Annotated in this window: 27 protein-coding genes; 3 read left to right on the plus strand and 24 right to left on the minus strand. The window is 64.7% G+C overall.

Annotation, left to right across the window (positions count from 1 at the left end; all coding sequences use genetic code 11):
• Nucleotides 1–315: 315 nt before the first annotated feature.
• The gene (locus ATY02_RS04170; RefSeq protein ID WP_068577047.1) at nucleotides 316–1,326 is read left to right on the plus strand and encodes an AI-2E family transporter; all 1,011 of its coding nucleotides are present in this window, start codon (nucleotides 316–318) and stop codon (nucleotides 1,324–1,326) included.
• A gap of 96 nt (nucleotides 1,327–1,422) precedes the next feature.
• On the opposite strand, the gene ATY02_RS04175 is transcribed toward ATY02_RS04170, so the two are convergent.
• Complete coding sequence (locus tag ATY02_RS04175) at nucleotides 1,423–2,688, minus strand: Hsp70 family protein (protein WP_068577049.1); 1,266 nt, start codon at nucleotides 2,686–2,688, stop codon at nucleotides 1,423–1,425.
• Between the two features lie 299 nt (nucleotides 2,689–2,987).
• Between ATY02_RS04175 and ATY02_RS04180 the strand changes: the two genes are divergently transcribed.
• Both ATY02_RS04180 and ATY02_RS04185 read left to right on the plus strand, forming a co-directional pair.
• A complete protein-coding gene (locus ATY02_RS04180) occupies nucleotides 2,988–3,926 on the plus strand; it encodes a DnaJ C-terminal domain-containing protein (RefSeq protein ID WP_068577051.1) in 939 nt (312 codons plus the stop codon).
• 23 nt (nucleotides 3,927–3,949) lie between these two features.
• Nucleotides 3,950–4,252, plus strand: a complete 303-nt coding sequence (locus ATY02_RS04185; RefSeq protein ID WP_068577054.1) for a chaperone modulator CbpM — start codon at nucleotides 3,950–3,952, stop codon at nucleotides 4,250–4,252.
• 160 nt (nucleotides 4,253–4,412) lie between these two features.
• Here ATY02_RS04185 and ureC read toward each other — a convergent pair whose 3' ends face one another.
• The 23 genes from ureC to ATY02_RS04300 all read right to left on the minus strand — a co-directional run bounded on the left by ureC (nucleotide 4,413) and on the right by ATY02_RS04300 (nucleotide 26,193).
• Nucleotides 4,413–6,113, minus strand: a complete 1,701-nt coding sequence (gene ureC / locus ATY02_RS04190; RefSeq protein WP_068577057.1) for an urease subunit alpha — start codon at nucleotides 6,111–6,113, stop codon at nucleotides 4,413–4,415.
• A 121-nt stretch (nucleotides 6,114–6,234) separates the two neighbouring features.
• Nucleotides 6,235–6,540: an urease subunit beta gene (locus ATY02_RS04195; protein WP_068577059.1), complete on the minus strand. Its 306-nt coding sequence runs from the start codon at nucleotides 6,538–6,540 to the stop codon at nucleotides 6,235–6,237.
• Nucleotides 6,537–7,070: a GNAT family N-acetyltransferase gene (locus ATY02_RS04200; RefSeq protein WP_068577062.1), complete on the minus strand. Its 534-nt coding sequence runs from the start codon at nucleotides 7,068–7,070 to the stop codon at nucleotides 6,537–6,539. The genes ATY02_RS04195 and ATY02_RS04200 overlap by 4 nt, the downstream gene beginning before the upstream one ends.
• Nucleotides 7,071–7,077: 7 nt before the next feature.
• On the minus strand, nucleotides 7,078–7,611 hold the full coding sequence (locus ATY02_RS04205; protein ID WP_068577064.1) for a GNAT family N-acetyltransferase: 534 nt from the start codon (nucleotides 7,609–7,611) through the stop codon (nucleotides 7,078–7,080).
• Nucleotides 7,612–7,620: 9 nt separating this feature from the next.
• Entirely contained in the window at nucleotides 7,621–7,923 is a 303-nt protein-coding gene (locus ATY02_RS04210; protein ID WP_068577065.1) for an urease subunit gamma, read from the minus strand.
• A gap of 43 nt (nucleotides 7,924–7,966) precedes the next feature.
• Nucleotides 7,967–8,806, minus strand: a complete 840-nt coding sequence (locus ATY02_RS04215; protein WP_068577067.1) for an urease accessory protein UreD — start codon at nucleotides 8,804–8,806, stop codon at nucleotides 7,967–7,969.
• Between the two features lie 30 nt (nucleotides 8,807–8,836).
• Nucleotides 8,837–9,535, minus strand: coding sequence for an urea ABC transporter ATP-binding subunit UrtE (gene urtE, locus ATY02_RS04220; RefSeq protein ID WP_068577069.1), 699 nt, complete (start codon nucleotides 9,533–9,535; stop codon nucleotides 8,837–8,839).
• Between the two features lie 163 nt (nucleotides 9,536–9,698).
• Complete coding sequence (urtD, locus tag ATY02_RS04225; protein WP_068577071.1) at nucleotides 9,699–10,559, minus strand: urea ABC transporter ATP-binding protein UrtD; 861 nt, start codon at nucleotides 10,557–10,559, stop codon at nucleotides 9,699–9,701.
• Nucleotides 10,556–11,635 (minus strand): urea ABC transporter permease subunit UrtC, encoded by a 1,080-nt coding sequence (gene urtC, locus ATY02_RS04230; protein ID WP_068577073.1) that lies wholly within the window; start codon nucleotides 11,633–11,635, stop codon nucleotides 10,556–10,558. The genes urtD and urtC overlap by 4 nt, the downstream gene beginning before the upstream one ends.
• A gap of 129 nt (nucleotides 11,636–11,764) precedes the next feature.
• Nucleotides 11,765–13,261, minus strand: coding sequence for an urea ABC transporter permease subunit UrtB (urtB, locus tag ATY02_RS04235; protein WP_068577076.1), 1,497 nt, complete (start codon nucleotides 13,259–13,261; stop codon nucleotides 11,765–11,767).
• A 116-nt stretch (nucleotides 13,262–13,377) separates the two neighbouring features.
• Entirely contained in the window at nucleotides 13,378–14,643 is a 1,266-nt protein-coding gene (gene urtA / locus ATY02_RS04240) for an urea ABC transporter substrate-binding protein (protein WP_068577079.1), read from the minus strand.
• Between the two features lie 221 nt (nucleotides 14,644–14,864).
• Nucleotides 14,865–15,164: a hypothetical protein gene (locus ATY02_RS04245; RefSeq protein ID WP_068577081.1), complete on the minus strand. Its 300-nt coding sequence runs from the start codon at nucleotides 15,162–15,164 to the stop codon at nucleotides 14,865–14,867.
• Nucleotides 15,165–15,229: 65 nt separating this feature from the next.
• A complete protein-coding gene (locus tag ATY02_RS04250; protein WP_068577083.1) occupies nucleotides 15,230–16,240 on the minus strand; it encodes a FecCD family ABC transporter permease in 1,011 nt (336 codons plus the stop codon).
• Entirely contained in the window at nucleotides 16,237–17,196 is a 960-nt protein-coding gene (locus ATY02_RS04255) for an ABC transporter substrate-binding protein (protein WP_068577085.1), read from the minus strand. The genes ATY02_RS04250 and ATY02_RS04255 overlap by 4 nt, the downstream gene beginning before the upstream one ends.
• Entirely contained in the window at nucleotides 17,193–17,981 is a 789-nt protein-coding gene (locus ATY02_RS04260) for an ABC transporter ATP-binding protein (protein ID WP_068577086.1), read from the minus strand. The genes ATY02_RS04255 and ATY02_RS04260 overlap by 4 nt, the downstream gene beginning before the upstream one ends.
• A gap of 37 nt (nucleotides 17,982–18,018) precedes the next feature.
• The gene (locus tag ATY02_RS04265) at nucleotides 18,019–20,157 is read right to left on the minus strand and encodes a TonB-dependent receptor (RefSeq protein WP_068577088.1); all 2,139 of its coding nucleotides are present in this window, start codon (nucleotides 20,155–20,157) and stop codon (nucleotides 18,019–18,021) included.
• A gap of 153 nt (nucleotides 20,158–20,310) precedes the next feature.
• Nucleotides 20,311–21,693: a PepSY-associated TM helix domain-containing protein gene (locus ATY02_RS04270; protein ID WP_068577090.1), complete on the minus strand. Its 1,383-nt coding sequence runs from the start codon at nucleotides 21,691–21,693 to the stop codon at nucleotides 20,311–20,313.
• Between the two features lie 171 nt (nucleotides 21,694–21,864).
• Nucleotides 21,865–23,997, minus strand: coding sequence for a TonB-dependent copper receptor (locus tag ATY02_RS04275; protein WP_068577092.1), 2,133 nt, complete (start codon nucleotides 23,995–23,997; stop codon nucleotides 21,865–21,867).
• Between the two features lie 88 nt (nucleotides 23,998–24,085).
• The gene (locus ATY02_RS04280; RefSeq protein ID WP_228022251.1) at nucleotides 24,086–24,532 is read right to left on the minus strand and encodes a DUF2946 domain-containing protein; all 447 of its coding nucleotides are present in this window, start codon (nucleotides 24,530–24,532) and stop codon (nucleotides 24,086–24,088) included.
• Nucleotides 24,533–24,554: 22 nt separating this feature from the next.
• On the minus strand, nucleotides 24,555–25,049 hold the full coding sequence (locus ATY02_RS04285) for a copper chaperone PCu(A)C (protein WP_068577093.1): 495 nt from the start codon (nucleotides 25,047–25,049) through the stop codon (nucleotides 24,555–24,557).
• 49 nt (nucleotides 25,050–25,098) lie between these two features.
• Nucleotides 25,099–25,497 carry a DUF2946 domain-containing protein gene (locus ATY02_RS04290; RefSeq protein WP_068577095.1) on the minus strand — a complete coding sequence of 133 codons (399 nt, stop codon included), beginning with the start codon at nucleotides 25,495–25,497 and terminating at the stop codon, nucleotides 25,099–25,101.
• Nucleotides 25,498–25,596: 99 nt separating this feature from the next.
• Complete coding sequence (locus ATY02_RS04295) at nucleotides 25,597–25,887, minus strand: addiction module antidote protein (protein ID WP_068577097.1); 291 nt, start codon at nucleotides 25,885–25,887, stop codon at nucleotides 25,597–25,599.
• A gap of 3 nt (nucleotides 25,888–25,890) precedes the next feature.
• The gene (locus ATY02_RS04300; RefSeq protein ID WP_068577099.1) at nucleotides 25,891–26,193 is read right to left on the minus strand and encodes a type II toxin-antitoxin system RelE/ParE family toxin; all 303 of its coding nucleotides are present in this window, start codon (nucleotides 26,191–26,193) and stop codon (nucleotides 25,891–25,893) included.
• Nucleotides 26,194–26,221 lie beyond the last annotated feature (28 nt).

Genomic DNA, 26,221 nt, shown 5'->3' on the forward strand with positions numbered 1-26,221 from the left:
GCCGAGCAATGGCTTCGCCCCTGGCCCCTGTTCGACAGGGCGGTCGTCCGTTGCCTGTCGTTCACGGGCATGAACGCATGCCGACCTGGACAGGCCCGCATGCGCGCTGCGCGGCTCTCCCGTGAAGGCTGGCAGGACCCTCGTCCATGGCGCTGCCCAGGTACCCACCGCCCCTGGCCAAGCCGACTGAACCTTCGCCTACCACACCACTCTAGTACCCATGCAAGCCCTTGCCCCTGGGGTGCTTGCCACTATTCCTGAGGGGGGAAGGCTGGCAGACTGCCGATCTTTTCCCGCTGTTTGTCTTGAGGCTATATGCCAGCGTTTTCACAGCGTCACCTGTTGTTCATCAGTTGGATCATTATCTTTGGCGGCCTGTTGCTGGCCCTGCCGTTGCGGCTGTTGCCCAGCCTGCTGGCGGGCCTGCTGGTGTTCGAACTGGTGAACATGCTGACCCCGCAACTGCAGCGGCTGATCGAGGGCCGGCGCGCGCGTTGGCTGGCGGTGGCCCTGCTCGGCACCCTGGTGGTCAGCCTGCTGACCCTGCTGTTCGCCGGAGCCATCAGTTTCCTGTTGCATGAGGCGGAGAATCCCGGTGCTTCGCTGGGCAAGTTCATGCTGGTGGTGGACAAGGCCCGGGGCCAACTGCCGCCATTCCTCGACTCCTACCTGCCGGCTAGCGCTGCCGAGTTCCAGGCGGCCATCGGCGCCTGGGCCAGCAAGCACCTGAGCGAGTTGCAACTGGTGGGCAAGGACGCCGCGCACATGTTCGTGACGCTGCTGATCGGCATGGTGCTGGGGGCGATCATCGCCTTGCAGCGCATCCCCGACCTGACCAAGCGCAAGCCCCTGGCGGCGGCCCTGTTCGACCGCCTGCACCTGTTGGTCCAGGCGTTTCGCAACATCGTCTTCGCGCAGATCAAGATTTCCCTGCTCAACACCTTCTTCACCGGGATCTTCCTGGCCCTGGTGCTGCCGATGTTCGGGGTCAAGCTGCCGCTGACCAAGACCCTGATCGTGCTGACCTTCCTGCTGGGGCTGCTGCCGGTGATCGGCAACCTGATCTCCAACACCCTGATCACCATCGTCGGGCTGTCGCTGTCGATCTGGGTGGCGGTGGCGGCCCTGGGCTACCTGATCGTGATCCACAAGTTGGAATACTTCCTCAACGCACGGATCGTCGGTGGGCAGATCAGCGCCAAGTCCTGGGAGCTGCTGCTGGCGATGCTGGTGTTCGAAGCGGCGTTCGGCCTGCCGGGGGTGGTGGCAGGGCCGATCTACTACGCCTACCTGAAAAGCGAATTGAAGCAGGTGGGCCTGGTTTAGGACGGCAGCCACAAGCCGCAAGCTTCAAGTCGCAAGCTAAAGCCGATCCGCTCCTGCTTCTACTTGTGGCTTGCGGCTTGAAGCTTGCCGCTGCCTTTACCCGTAGCGCTTCTTGGCCTCGATCGCCAGGCCGCTGCCGATGCTGCCGAAGATGTTGCCTTCCACATGCCGGGCATTGGGTAGCATGGCCGCCACGCTCTGGCGCAGGGCTGGAATACCGCTGGAACCACCGGTGAAGAACACCGTGTCGACCTGGCCCACGCTGACATTGGCATCGCCGAGCAGCTGGGTGACGCTGGTGCGGATGCGCTCCAGCAGGTTGTCGATGGACGATTCGAACAGGGCCCGGGTCAGGTCGACGCTCAGGTCGCGCTCGATGCGGTCCAGGGGCACCAGGCGGTTGTCGGCGTGGGTCAGCTGGATCTTGGTTTCTTCCACTTCCATGGCCAGCCAGTGGCCGGCGCGCTGCTCGATCAGCTTGAACAGCCGGTCGATGCCGCCAGTGTCCTCGATGTCATAGCGCATGCTGCCCAAGGCCAGCTGCGACTTTTGCGAATACACCGAGTTGATGGTGTGCCAGGTCGCCAGGTTCATGTGGTGGCTGGTGGGCATGTAGGCGCCGCTTTTCATGCGGCTGCCATAACCGAACAACGGCATCACCCCGGCCAGGGACAGTTGCTTGTCGAAGTCGGTACCGCCCACATGCACGCCGCCGGTGGCGAGGATGTCGTCGTGGCGGTTGTCGACGCCACGGCGCTCGGGGGACAGGCGCACCAGGGAGAAGTCCGAGGTACCACCGCCGATGTCGACGATCAGCACCAGCTCCTCGCGCTCGATGCTGGACTCGTAGTCGAAGGCCGCGGCGATGGGTTCGTACTGGAAGGACACGTCCTTGAAGCCGATCTTGCGCGCCACTTCCACCAGGGTGTCTTCGGCTTCCTGGTCGGCGGCGGCATCGTCATCGACGAAGAACACCGGGCGGCCCAGCACCACTTCGGTGAATTCCCGACCGGCGGTGGCTTCGGCGCGGCTCTTGAGCTGGCCGATGAACAGTCCCAGGAGATCCTTGAACGGCATGGCCGTGCCCAGCACGCTGGTGTCGTGCTTGATCAGCTTGGAGCCCAGCAGGCTTTTCAGCGAGCGCATCAGGCGGCCTTCGTAGCCTTCCAGGTACTCGTGCAGCGCCAGGCGGCCATAGACCGGACGACGTTCCTCGATGTTGAAGAACACCACCGACGGCAGGGTGATCTTGTCGTCCTCCAGGGCGATCAGCGTCTCCTGCCCGGGGCGCAGCCAGCCGACGGTGGAGTTGGAGGTGCCGAAGTCGATGCCGCAGCCGCGGGCCGGGGAGGCGTTGTTCATGTCTTTCCAGTTCCGGTCAAAAAAACGGCCGCGCAGCGTACGCCAGTCGCCCGCCGTTGCAAAGGCCGGATATCTGCTAATTCGCCCCCGGGGCTGCCTTGAAAGACTATCCTTGACCCCCAAACTTGCTGGCATGAGCCTGGTAGCCACAAGGAGTCGCAAGATCCGCCGGCGGCTGCCGATAAACTTCTGATGCGCCGTTCAGTCAGAGAATCGAGACGGGTCGATTCTCATGCTGCCAGACCGGGCCAGCTGTGCTGCACGCCGCGCGACTTCGATAACGGATGGTGATTCCCTCGATGGACTTCAAAGACTATTACAAGATTCTCGGCGTGGAGCCGACAGCGGACGACAAGGCGATCAAGGCCGCCTATCGCAAGCTGGCGCGCAAATACCACCCCGACGTCAGTAAGGAAAAGGATGCCGAGGCCAAGTTCAAGGACGCCTCGGAAGCCTACGAAGCGCTCAAGAGCGCCGACAAGCGCGCCGAGTACGACGACCTGCGCAAGTATGGCCAGCATGGCCAGCCGTTCCAGGGACCGCCGGGCTGGCAGAGCCGTGGTGGTTTCGGCGGCGGTGGCGGTGGGGATTTCTCGGACTTCTTCAGTTCGATCTTTGGTAACCGGGGGCCAGGATTCGGCGGCCCGGAACAGCGTCGCAGCAGCGGCCGTCGCGGACAGGATGTGGAAATGGAACTGCCGATCTTTCTCGAAGAAACCCTCTCGACCGAGTCCAAGAAGATCAGTTTCCAGGTGCCACAGTACAACGCGTCCGGCCAGCATGTGAGCAATACCAGCAAGAGCCTGAACGTGAAGATTCCGGCCGGGGTCACCGATGGCGAGCGTATCCGCCTCAAGGGCCAGGGGGCTCCAGGGGTTGGTGGCGGTGCCAATGGCGACTTGTACCTGACCATTCGTTTCGCGCCCCATCCGAAATTCGATGTCGAGGGCGAGAACCTGATCATTACCCTGCCGCTGGCACCCTGGGAGCTGGCGCTGGGCACTGAGGTCGCGGTGCCGACCCTGACCGGCAAGATCAATCTCAAGGTGCCTGCCGGCAGCCAGAACGGCCAGCGCATGCGCGCCAAGGGCCATGGCCTGCTGAACAAGGCCGGCCAGCGCGGCTACCTGTTCGTGCAGCTCAAGGCGGTGATGCCCAAGCACACCAGCGACGAGGCCAAGGCCTTGTGGCAGGAGTTGGCGAAGAAGGCGGCGTTCGACCCACGGGAACATTTCTGATTCGACACTAGGAGGCGCTGACCATGAGCACCCTGATCGTTCAGCTGGACATGGAAGAATTCTGTGAAGTGGCCGACCTGTCGGCGGCCTACGTGATCGAAATCGTCGAACACGGCATCCTCGAACCTCAGGGGCGGGCGCCCAGGGAGTGGCGATTCAACGATCAGGAATTGTCATTGGCCAAGCGCGCGGCGAAGTTGCACCGCGAGCTGGACCTGGAGTGGGAAGGCGTGGCCCTGGCGCTGGACCTGCTCGACGAAGTGCAGCAACTGCGCTCCGAAAACCAGATGCTCAGGCAACGCCTGGGCCGCCTGCTGGTGGATTGACCGGCCCCGGCCGTATCTGCCGAATGTTGTCGCCGCTGCTGAGCGCCAGCGAAGCGGCGACCCAGGACGCAGTCCTCGTCGATTCGGCGCAAGTGCGGGCGCTGCGTACAGTTCCGATCCTCGTAAATCCTCCTTATGCGGGCGCTGCGCCCGACAGCGGCTAGAACAGGAAGTAGCGCTGGGCCATGGGCAGTACATCCGCCGGTTCGCACCACAGCAGCACGCCATCGGCCTTGACCTGGTAGGTCTGTGGATCGACCTCGATGTTCGGCAGGTAGTCGTTGTGGATCAGGTCGCCCTTGCGCACGCTGCGACAGCCCTTGGCCACCGCGATGCGCTTCTTCAACCCCAACTGCTCCGGCACCCCGGCGTCCAGCGCCGCCTGGCTGATGAAGGTCAGGCTGGTGGCATGGCGGCTGCCGGCGAAGCTGGCGAACATCGGCCGGTAGTGCACCGGCTGGGGAGTCGGGATCGAAGCGTTGGCATCGCCCATCAGGCTGGCGGCGATGGCTCCGCCCTTGAGGATCAGGCTCGGCTTGACCCCGAAGAACGCCGGGCGCCAGAGCACCAGGTCGGCCCACTTGCCCACTTCGATGGAACCCACCTCATGGCTGATGCCGTGGGTGATGGCCGGGTTGATGGTGTACTTGGCGATGTAGCGCTTGACCCGGAAGTTGCTGTTGCCCGGTCCGTCCCCCGGCAATGGCCCGCGTTGGCGCAGCATCTTGTCGGCGGTCTGCCAGGTGCGGGTCAGCACTTCGCCGACCCGGCCCATGGCCTGGCTGTCGGAGCTGATCATCGAGAACGCCCCCAGGTCGTGGAGGATGTCTTCGGCGGCGATGGTCTCTCGGCGGATACGGCTTTCGGCAAAGGCCACGTCCTCGGCGATGCTCGGGTCCAGGTGATGGCAGACCATGAGCATGTCCAGGTGTTCGTCGATGGTGTTGCGAGTGAAGGGCCGGGTCGGGTTGGTGGAGCTGGGCAGCACGTTGGAAAAACCGCAGGCCTTGATGATGTCCGGCGCATGGCCGCCACCGGCACCTTCGGTGTGGTAGGTATGGATGGTGCGACCCTTGAACGCACCGAGGGTGGTCTCGACGAAGCCCGACTCGTTCAGGGTGTCGGTGTGGATCGCCACTTGCACATCGTATTCGTCGGCCACGCTCAGGCAGTTGTCGATGCTGGCCGGGGTGCTGCCCCAGTCTTCGTGCAGCTTGAGGCCGATGGCCCCGGCTCGTACCTGTTCCACCAGCGGTCCCGGCAGGCTGGCGTTGCCCTTGCCGGTGAAGCCGATGTTCATGGGGAAGGCGTCGGCAGCCTGGAGCATGCGCGCCATGTGCCAGGGGCCTGGGGTGCAGGTGGTGGCGTTGGTCCCGGTGGCGGGCCCGGTGCCGCCGCCGATCATGGTGGTGACGCCGCTCATCAGCGCTTCTTCGATCTGTTGCGGGCAGATGAAGTGGATATGGGTATCGATGCCGCCAGCGGTGAGCAGCATGCCTTCGCCGGCGATCACCTCGGTGCTGGCGCCAATGGCGATGGTCACGTCGGGCTGGATATCCGGGTTGCCGGCCTTGCCGATGGCCGCGATACGCCCATCCTTCAAGCCGACGTCGGCCTTGACGATGCCCCAGTGGTCGATGATCAGGGCGTTGGTGATCAGGGTGTCCACCACCTCGGCCGCCAGCAACTGGCCCTGGCCCATGCCGTCGCGGATCACCTTGCCGCCGCCGAACTTCACTTCTTCACCGTAGGTGGTGAAGTCCTTCTCTACCTCGATCCACAGCTCGGTATCGGCCAGTCGGACCTTGTCGCCCACCGTGGGGCCGAACATGTCGGCATAAGCCTCGCGGGAAATGCGCATTCCTCGTTCCTCGGAACAGAGCTGCAAGCCATAAGCTGCAAGCTACAAGTAAAAGAAAGCCGCCCAGAGCCACCGCACTGCTCTTTCTTGCAGCTTGTGGCTCGCAGCTTGAGGCTGATCTTTAAAGATCGCCCATGATTCGTCCCGCGAACCCGTAAATTCGCCGCAACCCAGCCAGATCGACAAGCTCGACTTCCCGGGTCTGCCCCGGTTCGAAGCGCACCGCGGTGCCGGCCGCGATGTTCAGGCGCATGCCGCGGCTGGCGGCACGGTCGAAGACCAGGGCGTCGTTGGTTTCGAAAAAGTGATAGTGGGAACCGACCTGGATCGGCCGGTCTCCGCTGTTGGCCACGCTCAGGGTCAGGGTACGGCGTCCGGCATTGAGTTCGATGTCGCCGGGCTGGATCTGGTACTGGCCGGGGATCATTGGGGTTGCTCCAGGGTCTTGAAGTAGATGGCGGTGGGGCTGTAGCGGCCATCCGGGCCCTGGCAGTAGTTGGGCAATTCACCGACCCGGGTGTAGCCCAGGGCCCGGTAGAACTCTTCGGCGGGCGAGCCCGCCTCGGTATCCAGGTACAGCAGGCCACGCTTGAGATGGTGCGCGGCCTGCTCCAGGACGTTCATCAATTGCTGGCCCAGGCCCCGGCGCCGGGCACTGTGCAGCACCTGGAGCTTTTGCACCTCGGCGCGGTTACGCCCGTTGGCCTTCATGCACAGCGCCAGTTGCACGCTGGCCAGGACCTTTTCCTCATCGACCACCACCCACAGCAACAGGCTGCCGTCCTCGACGCCGGCCTGCACGCTGGCGATATAGGCCTGGGCCTGGCTGTCGTCCAGGTCGGCCATGAAGCCAATGGAGGCGCCGTGGTGCACCGAATCGAACAATAGGTCGATCAAGCCCTGGCGGTAGTGGGCAAAGCTCTCTACATGGACCCGTCGCAGTTGGGCGGCGTTCATCGAAGTGTCACTCCTTGTGCGGAGCCGGTGGTTGCGCCCCGGGGTTGAGCATCAGTTGCATGAAGGTCAAGTCCAGCCAGCGCCCGAACTTGGTGCCCACCTGGGGCATCTGCCCGGTGGTGACGAATCCCAGGCGTTGATGCAGGCGGATCGAGGCGCCGTTGCCGCTTTCGATGGCGGCCACCATCACGTGTTTGTGGCAGGCGCGGGCTCGTTCGAGCAGCACTTCCATCAATTGTGGACCCAGGCCATTGCCGCGCTGGTCGCTGCGTACATAGACCGAGTGTTCGACGGTGCGGGCAAAGCCATCGAAGGGGCGCCAGTCGCCAAAGGAAGCGTAGCCGAGCACTTGCCCCTCGGGGTCGACGACCACCAGGATCGGATAGCCCTGGGCCTGGCGGGCGCTGAACCAGGCCTGGCGGTTGCCCAGGTCCACCGGGTTGTCGTTCCAGATCGCCGTGGTATTGAGCACGGCGTCGTTGTAGATGTCGCGGATCGCCGGCAGGTCGGCGTGTACTGCGTCGCGGATCTGATAAGTCATGCGCCAGCCTCAGGCGATGGGTTGGTGGACGGTGACCAGCTTGGTGCCGTCGGCAAAGGTGGCCTCCACCTGGATGTCCGGGATCATTTCCGGGATGCCTTCCATCACCTGCTCGCGGCTGAGCAGGGTCGTGCCGTAGTGCATCAGTTCGGCCACGCTCTGGCCGTCACGGGCGCCTTCGAGCAGGGCGGCGGAAATGTAGGCCATGGCCTCCGGATAGTTGAGCTTGAGGCCACGGGCCAGGCGCCGCTCGGCCACCAGGCCGGCGGTGAAGATCAACAGCTTGTCTTTTTCGCGTGGGGTCAGGTCCATCGTGGGTAGTCCGTGGTTGGGCAGTTTGAAAAAAGCAGGCGGGTCATGTGGTCCAGATCCTCGGCGGCACCGCTGCGCGCCCCAGCAGGGCGGGGCGTAGCAAGTGCCATAGGTCGATCAGCCAGGCCCTGGCCTGCAGGGCCTCGCTGGCCAGGCAGCGGGCCAGCACCAGGCCGGGCAATTGGGTCAGGTCGCCGCGCACCGGGTGTTCCAGGGCGCGACAGCGCTCCAGCAGTTCACTGTCGATTTCACCGGTGGCCAGCAACGTGGCGAATACCGGCTGGCCATCCAGGCCAATGGGCGATTCCAGCAAGCCATCGTCCCCCAGGATGTGTTGGCGTTCGTGCCACAGCGGCCGGCCATCGCGGCGGATGTCCAGATGGGCGCGCAAATGCCCCTGGGCGAAGCGCTCGCCGCTGGCCGGGCGTCCGAGGGCGACGACGTCCCAGTAGAACAACCGGGCATCACCGTGCAGTTCTATACGGGTGGTCAGTTCGGCCTGGGCCGCGCTGAACACAATGGTTTCCTGGGGCAGCCATTCCAGGGTCGCGCCTTTTGCCACTGCAAGTTCCAGGACCTGGCTGGCAGGGCTGTTGGCACGGTACCACTTGGCCGCCCCGGGGCTGGTCAACTGGGCCCAGGCGCCGCTATCCACCCGGACGCGGATGGCCAGGCGGTCGCCGCCGGCAATGCCGCCCGGGGGGTGGACGATGATGTGCTGGCAAACCTGCGGGCCTTCGGCATACAGGTGCTTCTGCACCCGCAGCGGGCCCTGGTGGCGGCGCAGCACCGGGCGCGTGGCGTTGTCCGAGCAGGCATAGGCCAGCTCCAGCTCGGCGTGCCAGCTGGGGGTGAACAGGGCGTTGGCGGCAGGTGAGTTCATGGGCAATCGATATTGTTAGGAGGCTACAGATTAGATCGTAACCAGGCCGCGTACACCGTCGGCCTGCATATTTTCACCCCGGCCTTGCTGGATGATTTCCCCGCGGGACATCACCAGGTAGTGGTCCGCCAGTTCGGCGGCAAAATCATAGAACTGCTCCACCAGCAGGATCGCCATGTCGCCCCGGGCCGCCAGTTGGCGGATCACCGCGCCGATCTCCTTGATCACCGACGGCTGGATGCCTTCGGTGGGTTCATCGAGGATCAGCAAGCGCGGGCGGCTGGCCAGCGCTCGGCCGATGGCCAGTTGTTGCTGCTGGCCGCCGGAAAGATCGCCGCCCCGGCGTTGCTTCATCTGCTGCAGCACCGGGAACAGTTCGTAGATAAAGGCCGGCACCTCCCGGGCTTCGTGCGCCGCGAAGCGTGAAAGCCCCATCAGCAGGTTCTCCTCGACACTCAGGCGGGCGAAAATCTCCCGGCCCTGGGGCACGTAGGCGATACCGGCATGGACCCGCTGGTGCGGCTTGTCGCCGGTGATCGCCCGGCCTTCCCAGGTAACCGCACCGTCCCTGGCCGGCAGCAGGCCCATCAGGCATTTGAGCAAGGTGGTCTTGCCCACCCCGTTGCGCCCGAGCAGGCAAGTGACTTCGCCGACCCTGGCCTCGAACGAAAGGCCCCGCAGGATATGGCTACCGCCGTAGTACTGGTGAAGCTTGTCGACTTGCAGCATGGAAGCCCTCCGGGCAGTAGCAAAACGGCAGATGCAAGCGGTTAGCTGCAAGCTGCAAGTAAGAGCGGGACGGTGTGCGCTTTGGCTTTGGCTTTGGCTTTGGCTTTGGCTTTGGCTTCTTGCTTGAAGCTTGAAGCTTGAAGCTTGAAGCGTGCCTCTGGGCCTATCTCCCGAGGTAGACCTCGATCACCCGCTCGTTTTCCTGCACCTGCGCCAGGGAGCCTTCGGCCAGCACGCTGCCTTGGTGCAGCACGGTGACGTGGTCGGCGATCGCGCCGACGAAGCCCATGTCGTGCTCCACCACCATCAGCGAGTGCTGGCCGGCCAGGCCCTTGAACAGCTCGGCGGTGAACTCGGTCTCGGCGTCGGTCAGGCCTGCCACCGGTTCGTCGAGCAACAGCAGTTGCGGCTGCTGCACCAGCAACATGCCGATCTCCAGGAACTGCTTCTGGCCGTGGGACAGCAACCCGGCCGGGCGTCGGGCCGAGCTGGCCAGGCGAATGGTGTCCAGCACCTGGGCGATGCGATCTTGCTGTTCGCTGCCCAGGCGCGCGCCGAGGCAGGCCCATACCGACTTGTCGGTGCGGTAGGCCAGTTCCAGGTTTTCGAACACGCTCAGGGCCTCGAACACCGTGGGCTTCTGGAATTTGCGGCCGATCCCGGCCTGGGCGATCTGCACCTCGCTCAAGCGGGTCAGGTCCAGGGTCTCGCCGAACCAGGCCTTGCCCCGGGTGGGGCGGGTCTTGCCGGTGATCACGTCCATCAGGGTGGTCTTGCCGGCGCCATTGGGGCCGATGATGCAGCGCAGTTCGCCGACGCCGATGTATAGGTTCAGGTCGTTGAGGGCCTTGAAGCCATCGAAGCTGACGCTGATGTCCTCCAGGGTCAGGATGGTGCCATGGCGGGTATCCAGGTCCTTGCCCGTGGCCTGGCCGAGGCCGATGGCATCGCGGCTGCTGCCGGCATCCTTGTTGCTGTCGAGAATGGGTTCGAGCATGCAGTCCACCGTTGCTGTGATTCTCATGATTCGCTGCTTTTCTTCAGCAGGCCGATCACACCTTTGGGCAGGTACAGGGTCACCACGATGAACAGCACGCCCAGGAAGAACAGCCAGTATTCCGGGAAGGCCACGGTGAACCAGCTCTTCATGCCATTGACCAGGCCGGCGCCGAGCAGCGGGCCGATCAGCGTGCCGCGTCCGCCCAGGGCGACCCAGACGGCGGCCTCGATGGAGTTGGTCGGGGACATCTCGCTGGGGTTGATGATGCCCACCTGGGGCACGTACAGGGCCCCGGCCAGGCCGCACAGCACCGCACTCAGGACCCAGACGAAAAGCTTGAACCCGCGAGGATCGTAACCGCAGAACATCAGGCGGTTCTCGGCATCGCGCAGCGCCGTCAGCACCCGGCCGAACTTGCTTCGCGACAGGCGCCAGCCCAGGTACAGGCTGCCCACCAGCAACGCCAGCGTGGCCAGGAACAGCGCCGCCCGGGTGCCGGGCTCGGTGATGCCGAAGCCCAGGATGCTGCGGAAATTGGTGAAGCCGTTGTTGCCGCCCAAACCGGTCTCGTTGCGAAAGAACAGCAGCATCGCGGCGAAGGTCAGGGCCTGGGTCATGATCGAGAAATACACGCCCTTGATTCGCGAGCGGAAGGCGAAGAAACCGAACACCAGGGCCAAGAGCCCCGGTGCCAGCACCACCAGGCACAAGGCCCAGAGGAAGTGCTCGGTGCCGGTCCAGTACCAGGGCAACTCACTCCACGACAAGAAGGTCATGAACGCTGGCAGGCCGTCGCCCGCGGCCTGGCGCATCAGGTACATGCCCATGGCGTAGCCACCCAGGGCGAAGAACAGGCCATGCCCCAGGGACAGTAGCCCGGCATAACCCCAGACCAGGTCCAGGGCCAGGGCGACCACGGCGTAGCAGAGGATCTTGCCCACCAGGGTCAGGGTATAGGCCGACACATGCAGTGGATTGTCCGCCGGCAACAGCGCCAGCAGTGGCAGGGCCAGCAGCACCAGGAGCAGCAGGGCACCGACACCGATGCTGACCCTGGGCCCGGCTTTCTGGCTGGCGGTAATGAGCAGAGGCTGGTTCATCGCGGCATGCTCGCGACGGTGGTACGGACGGTTTCGCTAGGGCTGTTGGCAAGCATAGTGGTGTTCCTTCTCGGGGCCGCCGCCAGCGAGGCGACGGCGCGTTCGTCAATGGGCGTGAGCATTTGCTGTCTAGTCGATCACCCGTCCTTTCAACGCAAAGAGCCCCTGTGGACGTTTCTGGATGAACAGGATGATCAACCCCAGGATCAGGATCTTGCCCAGCACGGCGCCGATCGCCGGTTCGAGGATCTTGTTGGCGATTCCCAGGCCGAAGGCCGCCAGGATGCTGCCGGCCAGTTGCCCGACGCCGCCTGCCACCACCACCAGGAACGAGTCGATGATGTAGCCCTGGCCCAGCTCCGGGCCGACGTTGCCGATCTGGCTCAGGGCCACGCCACCCAGGCCGGCGATGCCCGAGCCCAGGCCGAAGGCGAGCATGTCCACCCGGCCGGTGGGCACCCCGCAGCAGGCCGCCATGTTGCGGTTCTGGGTCACCGCACGCACGTTCAGCCCCAGCCGGGTCCGGTTCAGCAGCAGCCAGGTCAGCAGCACCACGGCCAGGGCGAAACCGATGATTGCCAGGCGGTTGTAGGGCAGCACCAGGTTGGGCAGTACCTGGATACCGCCGGAGAGCCAGGCCGGGTTTGCGACTTCGACGTTCTGCGCGCCGAACAGCAGGCGCACCAACTGGATCAAGATCAGGCTGATGCCCCAGGTCGCCAGCAGGGTCTCCAGCGGGCGGCCATAGAGATGGCGGATCACCGTGCGCTCCAGGGCCATGCCGATGCCGGCGGTGACCAGGAACGCTACCGGCAGGGCCAGCAATGGGTAGTACTCCATGGCCTGGGGCAGGTAGCGCTGCAACAGCGATTGCACCACGTAGGTGGCGTAGGCGCCGAGCATCAGCATCTCGCCGTGGGCCATGTTGATCACCCCCAGGAGACCGAAGGTGATCGCCAGGCCCAGGGCCGCCAGCAGCAGGATCGAACCCAGGGACAGGCCGCTGAAGGCCTGGCCGAGCACCTCGCCCACCAGCAGCTTGCGCTTGACCTGGGCCAGGCTGGTTTGCGCGGCAGTGCGCACACCGGCGTCGCTCTCCGCCCCCGCTTCCAGCAGGCCTTCGAGACGGGTACGGGCCAGTGGCTCGCCGGTCTCGCCCAGCAGGCGCACTGCGGCCAGGCGTACGGCCGGGTTGCTGTCCACCAATTGCAGGTTGGCCAGGGCCAGGCTCAGGGCGTCGTGCACGTCGGGGTCCCGCTCGGCGGCCAGCCGTGTGTCGAGGAACTTCAACTGCGCCGGTTTAGCGCTTTTCTGCAATTGCCGGGCGCCGGCCAGGCGGGTGCCGGGGTCAGCGGCCAGCAGCTGGTGGCTGGCCAGGGCGGTGTCGATCAAACCGCGCAGGCGGTTGTTCAAGCGCAGGGGCTTGGCCTGGCCGTCCAGTGTCAGTTGGCCTTGTTGCAAGCTGCCGAGCAGGGCAAGGCGCGCCGGATCGGGCTGGGCGGCCCAGGCTTCCAGCAGTTGCGCTTGCTGGTTGAAATTGGCCGCGACAAAGTCTTCGGCGTCACCGGCATGGGCGGCGATCGGCAACAGCAGGAGGCAGGCCATAAGCAGGCGATAAAGCGACATGGTCACGTCCTTGGATACAACAGAGAACCTTGTAGGAGCGGGGCAGCAGGAACACCGCCATCGCGGGCAGATCGGATCGCCGCCCGCTCGCTCCTACAGGGGAATGGATACGCTGCTCAGTTGCTCTTCACCGCGTAGTCCGGCTTCTTGTCGTTGCCCGGGATGTAGGGGCTCCAGGGTTGGGCGCGGACCGGGCCTTCGGTCTGCCAGACCACGTTGAACTGACCGTCGGGCTGGATCTCGCCGATCATCACCGGCTTGTGCAGGTGGTGGTTGCTCGGGTCCATGGTCAGGGTGTAGCCCGAAGGCGCGGCGAAAGTCTGACCGGCCAGGGCCTCGCGGACCTTGTCGACATCGGTGGACTTGGCCTTCTCCACGGCCTGGGCCCACATGTGGATGCCCACGTAGGTGGCTTCCATCGGGTCGTTGGTCACCGCCTTGTCGGCTCCCGGCAGGTTCTTGGCCTTGGCGTAGGCCTTCCAGGCGGCGACGAATTTCTGGTTCACCGGGTTATCCACCGACTCGAAGTAGTTCCAGGCGGCGAGGTTGCCCACCAGTGGCTTGGTGTCGATGCCGCGCAGTTCTTCCTCGCCCACCGAGAAGGCCACCACCGGCACCTCGGTGGCCTTCAGGCCCTGGTTGGCCAACTCCTTGTAGAAGGGCACGTTGGAGTCGCCGTTGACCGTAGAGATCACCGCAGTCTTGCCGCCGGCGGCGAACTTCTTGATGTTGGCGACGATGGTCTGGTAGTCGCTGTGGCCGAACGGGGTGTAGACCTCTTCGATGTCCTTGTCGGCCACGCCCTTGGCGTGCAGGAACGAACGCAGGATCTTGTTGGTGGTGCGTGGGTAGACGTAGTCGGTGCCCAGCAGGAAGAAGCGCTTGGCGCTGCCGCCGTCTTCGCTCATCAGGTATTCCACCGCCGGGATCGCCTGCTGGTTGGGGGCGGCACCGGTGTAGAAGACATTGGGCGACATTTCCTCGCCCTCGTATTGCACCGGGTAGAACAAGAGGCCATTGAGCTCCTCGAACACCGGCAGCACCGATTTGCGCGAGACCGAGGTCCAGCAGCCGAACACCACCGCCACCTTGTCCTGGCTCAGCAACTGCCGGCCCTTCTCGGCGAACAGCGGCCAGTTGGAGGCGGGGTCCACCACCACCGCTTCCAGTTGCTTGCCGTTGACTCCGCCCTTGGCGTTGATCTCGTCGATGGTCATCAGGGCCATGTCCTTGAGCGAGGTCTCGGAGATCGCCATGGTGCCCGACAGCGAATGCAGGATGCCCACCTTGATGGTCTCGGCGGCCTGGGCGGTCCAGGTCAGGCCCAGGGTGGCAAGAGCGGTCGAGAGGGTGAAAGCCTTGAGCAAGCTACGACGCTTCATTGTGCGATCTCCGTGAACTCTTGGATTTTTAAGAGGTAGATGCGAACGAGTGAAGGGTGTTTTGCAAGGGTTGTGCCCAGTAGGGTTCGGGCGGCCAAGTGCTGTTTTAAAGCGGTTTCGCGCGAGTGCTGCGCACTAGAAGGGGACGCGGGGCGGAGGGTGGTGCGGGGGCGTGCGTCATTGTGGTGCTGCCGTGGGATGGCAGCACCGATATGCAAGGCTCAGTTCACTCCAGGCCAGGAGTCCACGTAGCGAATCGTGAAGTCAGGGTAGGAGTCGACCATTTGAATCTTGTAGTCGGGGTATTGATCAACGATCTGCCATTTCCCCGTTGAGTCTGGCCACTGACTGACCTTCTGCACTTTCAGGTCCGGCCAGGAGTCATCGATCTTTACCTTGTAGTCGGGATAAGAAGTGACGAACTGGATCTTGCCGTAAATCTTCGAAACGTCGACCTTGGTGTCCGCGAGTGCGCAGCTGGATCCAAGCACCAGCAGGGACAGGCACAGGGTTTTCAACATGGAACTCATCCTGAGAATTGAAGAGCAGGCATTCTAGATGACCGCGATCCCTTGGGGTGCATGATTCAGCGTCGGCGCATCAGGCCGATGAAGAACAAGCCGCCGATGGCCGCGGTGGCCACGCCGATGGGCAGGTCCTCGGGGGCGATCAGGGTTCGCGCGGCAACGTCCACCCACACCAGGAACAGGCTGCCCAGCAGCACGCAGGCCGGCAGCAGCCGACGGTGTTCGGCACCCACCAGGCGCCGGGCGATGTGCGGCACCATCAGCCCGACGAAGCCGATGGAACCGCTGATGGACACCAGCACCCCGGTCATCAGCGAGGCGATCAGGAATACCTTCAGGCGCACGTTGCGTGCGTTCAGGCCCAGGGTTACGGCGGTCTGCTCGCCGGCCATCAGGGCGTTCAATGGCCGGGCCATGCCCAGCAGCAACAGCAACCCGAGGAGCACGCTGATCGCGGGAATCGCCAGCAGCTCCCAGCGCGCCAGGCCCAGGCCGCCGAGCATCCAGAACATCACCGCCGAACTGGCCCGGTGGTCGCCCATGAACAGCAGCAGGTTGGCCACCGCCATCATCACGAACGACACCGCCACCCCGCACAGCAGCAGGCGGTCGCTGTCCAGGCGACCGCTGCGGGCGGCGATGCCCAGCACCAGGATCATGCTCGCCACGGCGCCGATGAAGGCGGCCAGGGGCAGGGTCAGCAGGCCGATGACCTGCCCCACGTGCAGGACCACGATCACCGCCCCCAGGGTGGCGCCGGAGGTGACGCCCAGCAGGTGCGGGTCGGCCAGCGGGTTGCGGGTCACCGCTTGCAGCACCGCGCCGATCAGCGCCAGCCCGGCGCCTACCAGCGCGCCCAGGAGCATGCGCGGCACGCGGATCAGCCAGACGATATGTTCCTGGCCGGGGATCCAGTCCACCTCGCCCAGGCCCAGGGTCTTGTGCAGCAGGATCCGGCCCACCACGTCCACCGGCACCCGCGCCGGGCCGAATCCCAGGGACAGCACGCAAGAGACCAGGAGCAGGCCGGCGAGGGTCAAAAGCAGCCAGCTGTAGCGACGTGTAGTCATTCGCCGTGGAAACCCTTGGCCAGGGTTTCCACCGCCAGCACGTTGTCGATGCCCGGGGTGGCCTGCACATAGGGGATGACGATGAAGCGCTGGTTCTTGATGGCGTCGACGCCTTGCAGCGCCGGGTTGTCCAGCAGGAACCGCTGCTTTTGCTCGGCGGTGACTTCGCTGTAGTCGACGATGACGATCACTTGCGGGTTGCGTTCCACCACGGTCTCCCAGTTGACCCGGGTCCAGCTGGCCTCGACATCGTCGAGGATGTTGCGCCCGCCGGCGGCGTCGATCAGCGCCTGGGGCATGCCCAGGCGGCCGGAGGTCATGGCCCGGTCTTCACCGCTGTCGTAGAGGAACACCCGGGGTTTGTCCGTGGGCAGGTCCTGTTGCACCTGGGCCACCTGCTCCTGCATCTGGGCGATCAGGGCATTGGCGCGATCCTGCACGTCGAAGATCCGGCCGAGGTTGCGCAGGTCGTTGTAGGTGTCGTCGAGGCTGGCGGCCGGACGCTTCATCACGAACGCGCAGGACTCGGTCAACTCATAGACATTGATGCCCAGGGGCGCCAGGGTCTGCGGGGTCAGGTCGCCGCCCACGCGCATGCCGTAGTCCCAGCCGGCGAACAGGAAGTCGACGTTGGCATTGAGCAGGGTTTCCACCGACGGGTACTTGGCCGCCAGTTCCGGCAGGCCGTCCAGCAGGACGCTCATCTGTGGGGTCACGGCCTTCCAGCCACTGACGCCGCTGTAGCCCACCATGCGCGACTTGAGGCCCAGGGCGAGCATCATCTGGGTCATGTTGATGTCGTGGCTCAGGGCGTGTTTGGGCGCTTGCTTGAAGGTCACTTCGCGGTTGCAGCTGGTGATGGTCAATGGGTAGCGGGTGGCCTCGGCGAAGGCCTGTGCGGCCCCCAGTGACAGGGCCAGGAGCAGGCTGGAGCGAAGCAGGGAGCGCAAGGTCATGGTTGGGTGATCCAGGTGATTCGTGGGTAGCCGGACAGGGGGTGGGCATCGATCAGCGCCTCGACGCCGAAGACGTTGCGCAGCAACTCGACGGTGAGCACTTCGCCGGGAGTGCCGCTGGCGACGATGCGTCCGTGGTCGAGGACGTACAGTCGGTCGCAAAAGGCCGCGGCCAGGTTCAGGTCGTGGATGCTGGCCAGGGTGCCGATGCCCAGGCGCTTGACCCGTTGCAGCAGTTCCAGCTGGTAGCGCGGGTCAAGGTGGTTGGTCGGCTCGTCGAGGATCAGCAACTGCGGTTGCTGGGCCAGGGCCCGGGCCAGGATCACCCGTTGCTTTTCCCCGCCCGACAGGGTCGCGAAGGCATGCTCCTCGAAGCCCAGCAGGCCCACGGATTCCAGGGCCTCGCGGGCGATGGCGCGGTCGTGCCGGGTGTCGCCGTCGAACAGGCCCTTGTGCGGGGTGCGGCCCATGGCGACCACTTCCTGCACGGTGAGGCCGAAGGCATCGGGAAACTCCTGGAGCACCACGGCGATGCGTTGTGCGCACCAGCGTGGCGACTGCTTCCAGACATTCTGGTGGGCCAGTTGCACCTCGCCCTGCTGCGGCTTGCTGAAGCGATAGGCGCAGCGCAGCAGGCTGGTCTTGCCGCTGCCATTGGGCCCGATCAGGCCGACGAACTCCCCGGCCTGCACGTGCAGGTTGGCCTCACGCAGTTGGAACTGGTGGTGGCAGTGGCCCTGGCCCAGGGGGCTCCAGGCCAGGTCGAGGAGGTTCAGCGAGGTCATGCCTTGTCCGTGTGGTTGCCGGTGGTCCCGCAAGGGGTCAGAAGCGATAGTCGGCGGTGACGAAGAACGAGCGCGGCTCGCCGAGAATCCATTGCTGGCCGTCATTGTATTGGCTTTGGGCGTACTGGCGGTCGAACAGATTATTCAATTGCAGGCCCAGGGTGGTATTGCGCAAGGCTTGCCACGAGATGTTGGCGTCCACCACGGTGTAGCTGGGCAGCTGGTTACGGTTGGCCATGTCGGCGTAGCGCGCATCGACGTAGCGCACCCCGGCGCCGGCCCGCAGGTCGTCGTTGATGGCCTTGCTCAGCCACAGGTTGGCGGTGCGCCGTGGCACGTCCACCGGGCGCTTGCCATCGCGAGAGACTGGCTGTTTATCCACAATCTGGGTGAAGTCATCGTACTGGGCACGAACGATGGCGGCGTTGGCCTGCAGTTGCCAGGCATGGGGCAGTTGCAGGTCCAGGCTGGCTTCCAGGCCATTGGAGGATTGCTGGCCTACTTGATCCTTGCGAGGCGCAACTCCGGCAACTTGAGGCACATCTATCAGCAGCTTCTTCTTGACGATGTGGTAGGCCGCCAGGGTCCATTCGCCGCGCTGGTCCCAGAACGCCTGCTTGAGACCGACCTCGGTCTGCTTGGCAGTGGAAAGGTCGAATTGCTGCTGATCCGGACTCAGGGAAATCAGCCCGCCGACACCGTCGGTGCTGGTGGAGTACTGGCCATAGAGGGAGGTGTCCGGGGTGACGGCGAACACCAGGCCGGCCTTCCAGTTGTTGCCGGTCAGGGTCTTGTCGCTCTGGCTGCCGTCCTTCAAGTCATCGCGATCGATATGCGCATAGTCACGGCGCACACCGGTCACCAGGGACCAGCGCTCGCTGAGTTGCAGGCGGTTTTCGGCGAAGACCGACATCTGCCTGGTGGTGGTCTTGAACTGATCGCGGTAGGGGCTGTTGCTAGTGAACTCGCCCTTGGCCGGGTGGTACAGGTCGATGGGGTCACCATGGGGGGTGACGTCATTGAAGGGCGAGTTGCTCTTCATATGGAAGCGGATGCGGTTGTAGTCCATCCCGACCAGGGTCTGGCTGTCTAGGCCGAACAGCGAGTGCTTGAGGGTGAAGGTCTGGCGGTCGCCCACTTGTTCCTGCTGGTGGCCGATACCGAAGTAGCCGCTGCGGCTCAGTTGCCGGTCCGTCGTGTTCCAGTTGTAGTACTCGGCGTTCTGCCAGCGGCGCTGGGCCTTGAGGTAGTACAGCTCGTTGCTGGCGCTGAGGTTATCGGAAATCTGCCACTCGCTGGTCAGGCGGGTCCACTGGTCGTTGTAGTGCTGCTTGTCGTTGCTGACGTTGTAGTTCTTGTCCCGCAGGCGCTTGTGCAAGCGCCCGTCGATCAGCGGCGTGCCGAAGTAGTTCATCGGATTCTGGTCGCCGTAGTCGTGGGCCAGGGTGAAGGCCAGGTCATCGCGGGCCTGCCAGCGCAGGGCCGCGCTGACGAAATCCCCCGAGGAATCGCCACGGTCGACCCAGCCGTTGCTGCGCTCGCGATTGAGGTTGAGCCGGTAGCTCAGGCTGTCGCTCAGCGAACCGCCACTGTCCAGGGCCTGTTGCTGGCGATCGAAGGAACCGTAGCCCAGGCGCAGGTGGTTCTCGATCTCGCCACTGAAGGGCTTCTTGGGGATGGTGTTGATCACCGCGCCAGTGGCGCCTTCGCCGTACAGCACCGAGGCCGGGCCGCGCAGTACGTCGACCCGTTCCACGGCCCAGCTGTTCACCGGAAAGGTCACGGTGCCCATGCCGGTGTACATGCGGTTGCCATCGTAGAGTTGCATCACCGAACTCTGCCCGGTGAAGCCCCGGGCCGACAACGAGGTGCCGCCATCGCCCGGGGTGCCGGTGCGGCTGATGCCGGCGCTGCGCGATACCGCGTCCTGGATGCTGCGATCGCCCCGGGCCCGGATGCGCTCGCCACTCAGGCTGTCGGTGCTGGCCGGGGTTTCCAGGGCGCTCAGGCCCAGGCGTGAACCGGCGGTGGTCGGGGTCTTCAGGCTGACGCTGTCGTCGCTTTCGTTGGCTGCGGCAGAGATGGTGCCGGTGGGCAGGGTCAGGGCGGCATCGTCGGCCTGGGACAGGGACGGCAGGGCGAGCAGGCAGAGACTGGACAGCAGGTACTTGTTCATCGGGGCGGTGAATCGCTTCTTCGAGAGGGTTGCCCGCAGTGGGGGCTGCGGGCAAGGAAGCTTACATCAAGTGTTATAAGGTAACACTATATCTGTGCGCGGCTAAAGCGCGGGGATTGTACAGAGCCCTCTGCAATGAGCATCTCGGCTGACTCATGTTGAAGCTGAGGCAGATTCAGGATCGCGGTTCCATCGCGAGATCACCAGGCGATCCAGCAGCCACACCACCACCAGCGAGGCGCCTACCAGGGGAAAGGTCACGGCCAACAGGGCGATGACCAGCATCGCGGTTTTCCAGCGTGGCAGATCGTGGCGCAGCGGCGGCACCCCGAGACGGCCGGCGGGGCGACGCTGCCACCACATGACGATGCCGCTCACCGCACCCAGAAGGATCATCAGGCACACCACCAGCACTACCAGCTGGTTGAAGCGGCCGAACATCTTGCCCTCATGCAACATCACGCCCAGCTCGGTGGCCCGGGCCACATTGCTGTAGTGCTGCCAGCGCACATCAGCCAGGACCTTGCCGGTGTACTGGTCGACATGCAGGGTGGCGTCGTTGCGCGGGTCGTCAGCGAACAGGGCGATGGTGAACACCCCGGTGGCGCTGCTGGGCAGGGTGATGCTGTAGCCGGGCTCGACCTGGCGTTGGCGAGCGATGTCCTGGACCTGTTGCAAGCTGATGGCCGGGGCTGCCGGGGCCGCTGTGGCCATGGCGTGGCCCCTGTGCTCGGCATGGTCGCCGGACATCGGCATCGGCGTGTTCTCCAGGGCCCAGGGCACGGTCTGGCGGGTGGCGCTGTTGAGCTCGCCGGCCTGCTGGTCGGAGGTCGGTACGTCGTTCCACATGGCCACCGGGAAGCGGTTCCACAGATCGGCGTACTGCCTGCCCCAGAAGCCGGTCCAGCTCATGCCGCTGAGCAGCATCAACAGCAGGAAGGCCGCGCCCCAGAACCCCAGCACGCCATGCAGGTCGCGCCAGAACAGCCGGCCCCGGGCATTCAGGCGTGGCCATAGCACGCCTGCCGAAGACTTGCCCCGTGGCCACCACAGGTACAAGCCCGAGACCACCAGGACGATGCCCCAGCTGGCCGCCAGCTCCACCAGCCGGTCGCCGACAGTGCCGATCATCAGCTCGCCGTGAATGGCCCGGGCCACCGCCTGCAGGTTGCGCTTGGCATCCTGCTCGCCGAGCACGTCGCCATGGTAGGGATCGATGAAGACGTTGAGTTCCTGGCCTTTGTGCTGCACCACGAACTGGGCGCTGCGCCCGGCATCCACAGGTGGCAGGTACTGCTTGATATGGCCTTGGGGATAGGCCGCCTGGACCCGTTGCAGCAGCTCGTCGGCCGCCAGGCTGTGCTGCCCGGCGGGGACCTTGAGCAAGCTGGGGTACATCAGTGGGTCGAGTTGCGGTTTGAACAGGTAGACGATGCCGGTCAGGGCCAGCATCACCATGAAAGGGGCGACGAACAGCCCGGCGTAGAAATGCCAGCGCCAGGCCAGGTTGTAGAAAGACACTTTGGGTCGGTTCATCGGGAAGCGCTCCGCAAGGCTGTGGATCTGTCGTTATGGGTGGCACCTGAAACCACTGCTGAGGGCCCTGGGGGCCTTGTCGCAGCCTCGCCAGCTCGACAGCGGCTACAGGTGCCTGGTGTAGCCGCTGCCGCAGGCTGCGTACGGTCGTGCAGCGGCCGCAACGGTTCGTCAGAAGCTCAGGTCGACCTTGGTCCAGAAGGTGCGGCCGGGTTCCTTGATGGCTTGTGGATCAGTGGCCGGGTAGCCGAAGCCGGCGTTACCCGCCAGGTTCAGGTGCTCGGCGTAGGCCTTGCCGAACAGGTTGTCGACCCCGGTGCTGAGCTTGAGGTTCTTGTTGATGCGGTAGGCGCCGTTGAGGGAGAACACGCCGAAGCCGCCGCTCTTGCCGAAGTCCTTGCCGACCACGTTGCCCTTGTTCATGTCGACGCGGTTCTGCGCCGCCACCACCCGCCACAAGGCGCCGGCGCTCCAGTCGTCCTCGCTGTAGGTCAGGCCCAAGCGCGCATCCAGCGGTGGCATCTGTGGCAGGGCCTTGCCATCGCTGCTGTTCTTGCCCCAGGCATAGGCCAGGGTGGCATCGGCCTTCCAGTTGGAGGTCAGCTTGTAGGCCGCGCCCAGTTCGCCGCCCATGATCCGGGCGTCGATGTTCTCGGCCCGGGACGTGCTCATGCCCATCATTTTCGAGTTGTAGTCGAAGAGGATGTAGTCCCGTACCTGGCCGATGTAGCCCGAGGCCCAGGCCTCCAGGTCGGCGCCCTGGTATTGCAGGCCGAAGTCGAGCTGGGTGGTCTTTTCCGGCTTGATCGAATCGAAGGCGTTCAACGAGCCGGCAGGGCCCATCTTCGGCGAGAACAGCTCCCAGTAGTCGGGGAAGCGCTGGGCGTGGCCGAGACCGGCATACAAGGTGGTCGGGCTGTCGGCCAGGTCATGCTCGTAACGCACGAAGCCGCTGGGCAGGGTGTCGGCACGGGTGTCGCCGGCGGTGGGGTTGGGGCGGCTCATCATTCCCGACTTGATGCTCTGCCGGTAGTCCTTGGCCGAGGCTCGATCGAGGCGGGCGCCGGTGATCAACCGGTCGCGCTCGGCGGCGTACCAGGTCAGCTCGCCGAAGGCGCCGTAGTTGTGGAAGTCGGCGTCCTTGGTCCAGGGCTGGCCCTTGTGCGCATCCACGCCCATGCCGCCGCGCTGGCGATGTTCGTTGGTCTGGGCATCGATGCCGCCGATCAACTGCACATCGGCCCAGCGCCAGGTAGCCTTGATCCGTGCCCCCAGGGTGCGGCGGTCGACGTTGCTGACCATGGGCATGCCCATCATGCCGCTGCCCGAAGGGGTGCGCAGGCTGTAGTTGTCCATCACGTGGTCGGCGTAGTTGTAGTAGACCTGGGCCTCGACCTTGTCCAGGACCTCGCCGATGTTGGATTTCTCGAACCGCAGGCCCAGGCTCTCGCGCTTGAACTGCGAGCCGTCCATGCCACGACCGGCGTAGCGGGCCTCGCCGTCGCCCTTGCCAGCAGTCAGCTCCAGCAGGGTGTCGGCGTCCGGGGTCCAGCCCAGGGCTATGTCGCCGTTCCACTTGTCGTAGCGCGAGGCCACGGTGTCGTTGTTGCCGTCCTTGTAGTCGTCGGAGTGGGCGGTGTTGCCGATCACCCGCACATAACCCAGGGGGCCGCCAGCGGCCGCGTCCAGGGTCTTGTCGAAGCGGCCGTTGGAGCCGGCCAGCAGGCTGGCGTTGACCCGGGTGCCGAGTTCGCCGAAGTGCTCGGGTTCACGGTCGAAGAGCACGGTGCCGGCGGAGGCACCGGGGCCCCAGAGTACGGTTTGCGGCCCCTTGATCACGGTCAACCGGTCGTAGGTTTCCGGGGAGATGTAGGAGGTCGGGGCGTCCATGCGGCCAGGGCAGGCGCCGAGCATCATGCTGCCGTTGGTGAGGATGTTCAGGCGCGAGCCGAACATGCCGCGCAGTACCGGGTCACCGTTGGTGCCGCCGTTGCGCACCAGGGCAAAGCCGGGAATGGTCTTGAGGTAGTCGCCGCCATCGCTGGCCGGCACCGGTTGGCGTGGGTCCTTGGGGTTGGTCACCACGGTCAGGGGCGAGCTGGGGGCGATGGCGGTGATCACCGTCGGGCTCAGCTCGGTGCTGTGGTGGGCGTGCTCGGCCGAAGCCTCGTCGGCCACGGCCAGGGGCGTCAGCAGGGCACCACACAGTACCGCCAGGGCACGGTTGAAGTGCTGGCGCGACGGGTTCAGGGCAAAAGGCTTGGATGGCTGGGCAACGCCCAGGCGAGAGTCAGCAGAAAACATAATGGTTCCATCGATCGGTCTTGAATGACACGGCCGCGAGCGCACGCCTGTCGTGCTGACAGCCGGCCGTGTGGAGTGAGCAGGTGACTCAGGCGTCGATCGGCGGAGCGCGGGTCAGCGCGCCGGGGAACACGGTCTGCCGGGCGTGGCCCAGGCGCGTGGCGGGGATCAGGAAATGCTGGGCCAGCGGTGCATCGAGCTGGGCGAATGACAGCCCCGATGGCAGTGCCGGACAGTTGAACAGCAGGCTGCAATAACCGCATTTCTCCCAGAGCACATGCTGCTCGCCCTGGGCTTTGGCGGGGTGCGAAGCGTGTGGGTTATCGCCGTGGCAGCCGGACACGCCGCTGCCCATGTCCATGGATACGGACATGTTCATCGGCATCGCGTGATCCATCGGCATCGACTGGGAAATCAGCGGACCGATGAAGATCATCAGCATGGCGAACAGGCTGATCCAGCTGCCGCGCCGCACCCCTATGGAGGTACGGCGCGCTGCGGACCGCCTGCGGCCAGGCGCGAGCGGGGCGTTCACGGATGGGACCGGCGGTCAGTGCTTAGTGAGCGTGCTGATGCTCTTGCGCCGCGCCGGGTGCCTGTTTCTGCACGGCGACCTCGACGGTGACGTCGCCGGCCTTCTCGAAGTGCAGGGTCAGCGGGAAGCGCTTGCCATCGCTGAGCAGGCTGCGGTCCTTGAGCTCCATGAGCATCACGTGATAGCTCATGGGCGCGAATCGCACTTCGCCACCGGCGGGCACGGCCACCTTGGCCACCTGCTGCATCTTCATCATGTCGCCCTGCATCACATGCTCATGCAGTTCGGCGCGACCGGCGATCGGTGTCTCGACGCTGAGCAGGGTGTCGGCGTTCTTGCCCGGGTTGTGCAGCACGAAGTAGGCGGCGACGGTCGGCGCGTTCGGCGGCAGTTCCTGCGACCAGGGATGGTCGATCTGCAATTGGCCGGCCTTGTATTCATGGGCGCTGGCAAAGCTGGCAGGCAACAGCAGGGCGGCCAGCAGCAGAGTGTGCTTGACCAGGGAAGACTTGAGCATGGTGGTTCTCCAGAACGATTCAAAAACGCAGGTCACTTGCGAAAGGGAATCATGCCAGAGGCGGTGCACCGGGATTCAGGCTGGGCCATTGCTGGCGCGGGGTGAGTTGTTCGAGCGGCGGTTGCGGGGCGCCCGGTTGGGCGATGAAACGGGTGAAGTACAGCTGCGGCGCATGGCCAGGCAGGGCCACCAGGGGCGCCGAGCCGGAGCAACACCAGCAATGCTGCATGTTCGAGTGATCGTCGTTTTGCGGGGCTTTTTGCTCGAGCTGGCCCAGGGAGATGGCGATCATCTTGGTGCCGCTGGAGGAACAGAAACTGCCCCATAGCAGTTGTTCATCCAGCCCTTGGTCGCTGCTCTGCATGGCCCCGGAAAGCGGCATGGCAAGCATGTTGAACAGCACTGCGAAGCAGGCGATCCAGGCAAATGCGAGCCGTTGTCGGGACATGGTGACGATCCGTCGGTTGAGCGATCAGGCGGGTATTTAGCCTGATCGCTGTGGATAAGTAAAAAAACACCGTGTGCGGTGTGGTGTCGCAGTGCTGGCTCAGGCCGGGCTGACCTGGAGCTTGAGTCTCAGCGCCTTCATCACCTTGATGATAGTCGCGAACTCGGGATTGCCCTGGCTGCCCAGCGCTTTGTACAGGCTTTCGCGGCCCAGGCCGGTGTCCCGGGCTATCTGGGTCATGCCCCGGGCGCGGGCGATGTCGTTGAGGGCGGCGCGGATCAGCACTCCATCGCCGGCATCTTCCTCGAAGCAGGCATCGAGGTAGGCCACCATGTCTTGCGGGGTCTCGAGGTAGTCGGCCGCATCGAAGCGGGTCACTGGGGTGCGCATGTTTCAGTCCTCGTTCTTGAGGTCGTGAGCCAGTTGCCGGGCTCGTTGGATGTCGCGACTCTGGGTGCTCTTGTCGCCACCGATCAACAACAGGTAGATCCGTTCGCCTCGCCGTGAAAAGTACACCCGGTAGCCAGGCCCACGGTGGATACGCATCTCATGGACTCCACCTCCTATTGATACACAGTCGCCAAACCGCCCTAGTTGCGCTGCCCTGATCCGGGCCAGTACACGGGTCTTCCCCTGAGGGTCCTTGAGGCGAGTGAGCCAGTGGCTGAACTCCTGGGTTTGCTCGAAGACGAACATGGCGACTGTATTCCTTGGGATACGCCCT

The organism is Pseudomonas sp. BIOMIG1BAC, from assembly GCF_001705995.2.
Classification (GTDB): Bacteria; Pseudomonadota; Gammaproteobacteria; order Pseudomonadales; family Pseudomonadaceae; genus Aquipseudomonas; species Aquipseudomonas sessilinigenes.

Coding starts and splice junctions, on each gene's coding strand:
- ATY02_RS04170 (WP_068577047.1), top strand. CDS start 316: ATGCCAGCGTTTTCACAGCGTCACCTGTTGTTCATCAGTTGGATCATT.
- ATY02_RS04175 (WP_068577049.1), bottom strand. CDS start 2,688: ATGAACAACGCCTCCCCGGCCCGCGGCTGCGGCATCGACTTCGGCACC.
- ATY02_RS04180 (WP_068577051.1), top strand. CDS start 2,988: ATGGACTTCAAAGACTATTACAAGATTCTCGGCGTGGAGCCGACAGCG.
- ATY02_RS04185 (WP_068577054.1), top strand. CDS start 3,950: ATGAGCACCCTGATCGTTCAGCTGGACATGGAAGAATTCTGTGAAGTG.
- ureC (WP_068577057.1), bottom strand. CDS start 6,113: ATGCGCATTTCCCGCGAGGCTTATGCCGACATGTTCGGCCCCACGGTG.
- ATY02_RS04195 (WP_068577059.1), bottom strand. CDS start 6,540: ATGATCCCCGGCCAGTACCAGATCCAGCCCGGCGACATCGAACTCAAT.
- ATY02_RS04200 (WP_068577062.1), bottom strand. CDS start 7,070: ATGAACGCCGCCCAACTGCGACGGGTCCATGTAGAGAGCTTTGCCCAC.
- ATY02_RS04205 (WP_068577064.1), bottom strand. CDS start 7,611: ATGACTTATCAGATCCGCGACGCAGTACACGCCGACCTGCCGGCGATC.
- ATY02_RS04210 (WP_068577065.1), bottom strand. CDS start 7,923: ATGGACCTGACCCCACGCGAAAAAGACAAGCTGTTGATCTTCACCGCC.
- ATY02_RS04215 (WP_068577067.1), bottom strand. CDS start 8,806: ATGAACTCACCTGCCGCCAACGCCCTGTTCACCCCCAGCTGGCACGCC.
- urtE (WP_068577069.1), bottom strand. CDS start 9,535: ATGCTGCAAGTCGACAAGCTTCACCAGTACTACGGCGGTAGCCATATC.
- urtD (WP_068577071.1), bottom strand. CDS start 10,559: ATGAGAATCACAGCAACGGTGGACTGCATGCTCGAACCCATTCTCGAC.
- urtC (WP_068577073.1), bottom strand. CDS start 11,635: ATGAACCAGCCTCTGCTCATTACCGCCAGCCAGAAAGCCGGGCCCAGG.
- urtB (WP_068577076.1), bottom strand. CDS start 13,261: ATGTCGCTTTATCGCCTGCTTATGGCCTGCCTCCTGCTGTTGCCGATC.
- urtA (WP_068577079.1), bottom strand. CDS start 14,643: ATGAAGCGTCGTAGCTTGCTCAAGGCTTTCACCCTCTCGACCGCTCTT.
- ATY02_RS04245 (WP_068577081.1), bottom strand. CDS start 15,164: ATGTTGAAAACCCTGTGCCTGTCCCTGCTGGTGCTTGGATCCAGCTGC.
- ATY02_RS04250 (WP_068577083.1), bottom strand. CDS start 16,240: ATGACTACACGTCGCTACAGCTGGCTGCTTTTGACCCTCGCCGGCCTG.
- ATY02_RS04255 (WP_068577085.1), bottom strand. CDS start 17,196: ATGACCTTGCGCTCCCTGCTTCGCTCCAGCCTGCTCCTGGCCCTGTCA.
- ATY02_RS04260 (WP_068577086.1), bottom strand. CDS start 17,981: ATGACCTCGCTGAACCTCCTCGACCTGGCCTGGAGCCCCCTGGGCCAG.
- ATY02_RS04265 (WP_068577088.1), bottom strand. CDS start 20,157: ATGAACAAGTACCTGCTGTCCAGTCTCTGCCTGCTCGCCCTGCCGTCC.
- ATY02_RS04270 (WP_068577090.1), bottom strand. CDS start 21,693: ATGAACCGACCCAAAGTGTCTTTCTACAACCTGGCCTGGCGCTGGCAT.
- ATY02_RS04275 (WP_068577092.1), bottom strand. CDS start 23,997: ATGTTTTCTGCTGACTCTCGCCTGGGCGTTGCCCAGCCATCCAAGCCT.
- ATY02_RS04285 (WP_068577093.1), bottom strand. CDS start 25,049: ATGCTCAAGTCTTCCCTGGTCAAGCACACTCTGCTGCTGGCCGCCCTG.
- ATY02_RS04290 (WP_068577095.1), bottom strand. CDS start 25,497: ATGTCCCGACAACGGCTCGCATTTGCCTGGATCGCCTGCTTCGCAGTG.
- ATY02_RS04295 (WP_068577097.1), bottom strand. CDS start 25,887: ATGCGCACCCCAGTGACCCGCTTCGATGCGGCCGACTACCTCGAGACC.
- ATY02_RS04300 (WP_068577099.1), bottom strand. CDS start 26,193: ATGTTCGTCTTCGAGCAAACCCAGGAGTTCAGCCACTGGCTCACTCGC.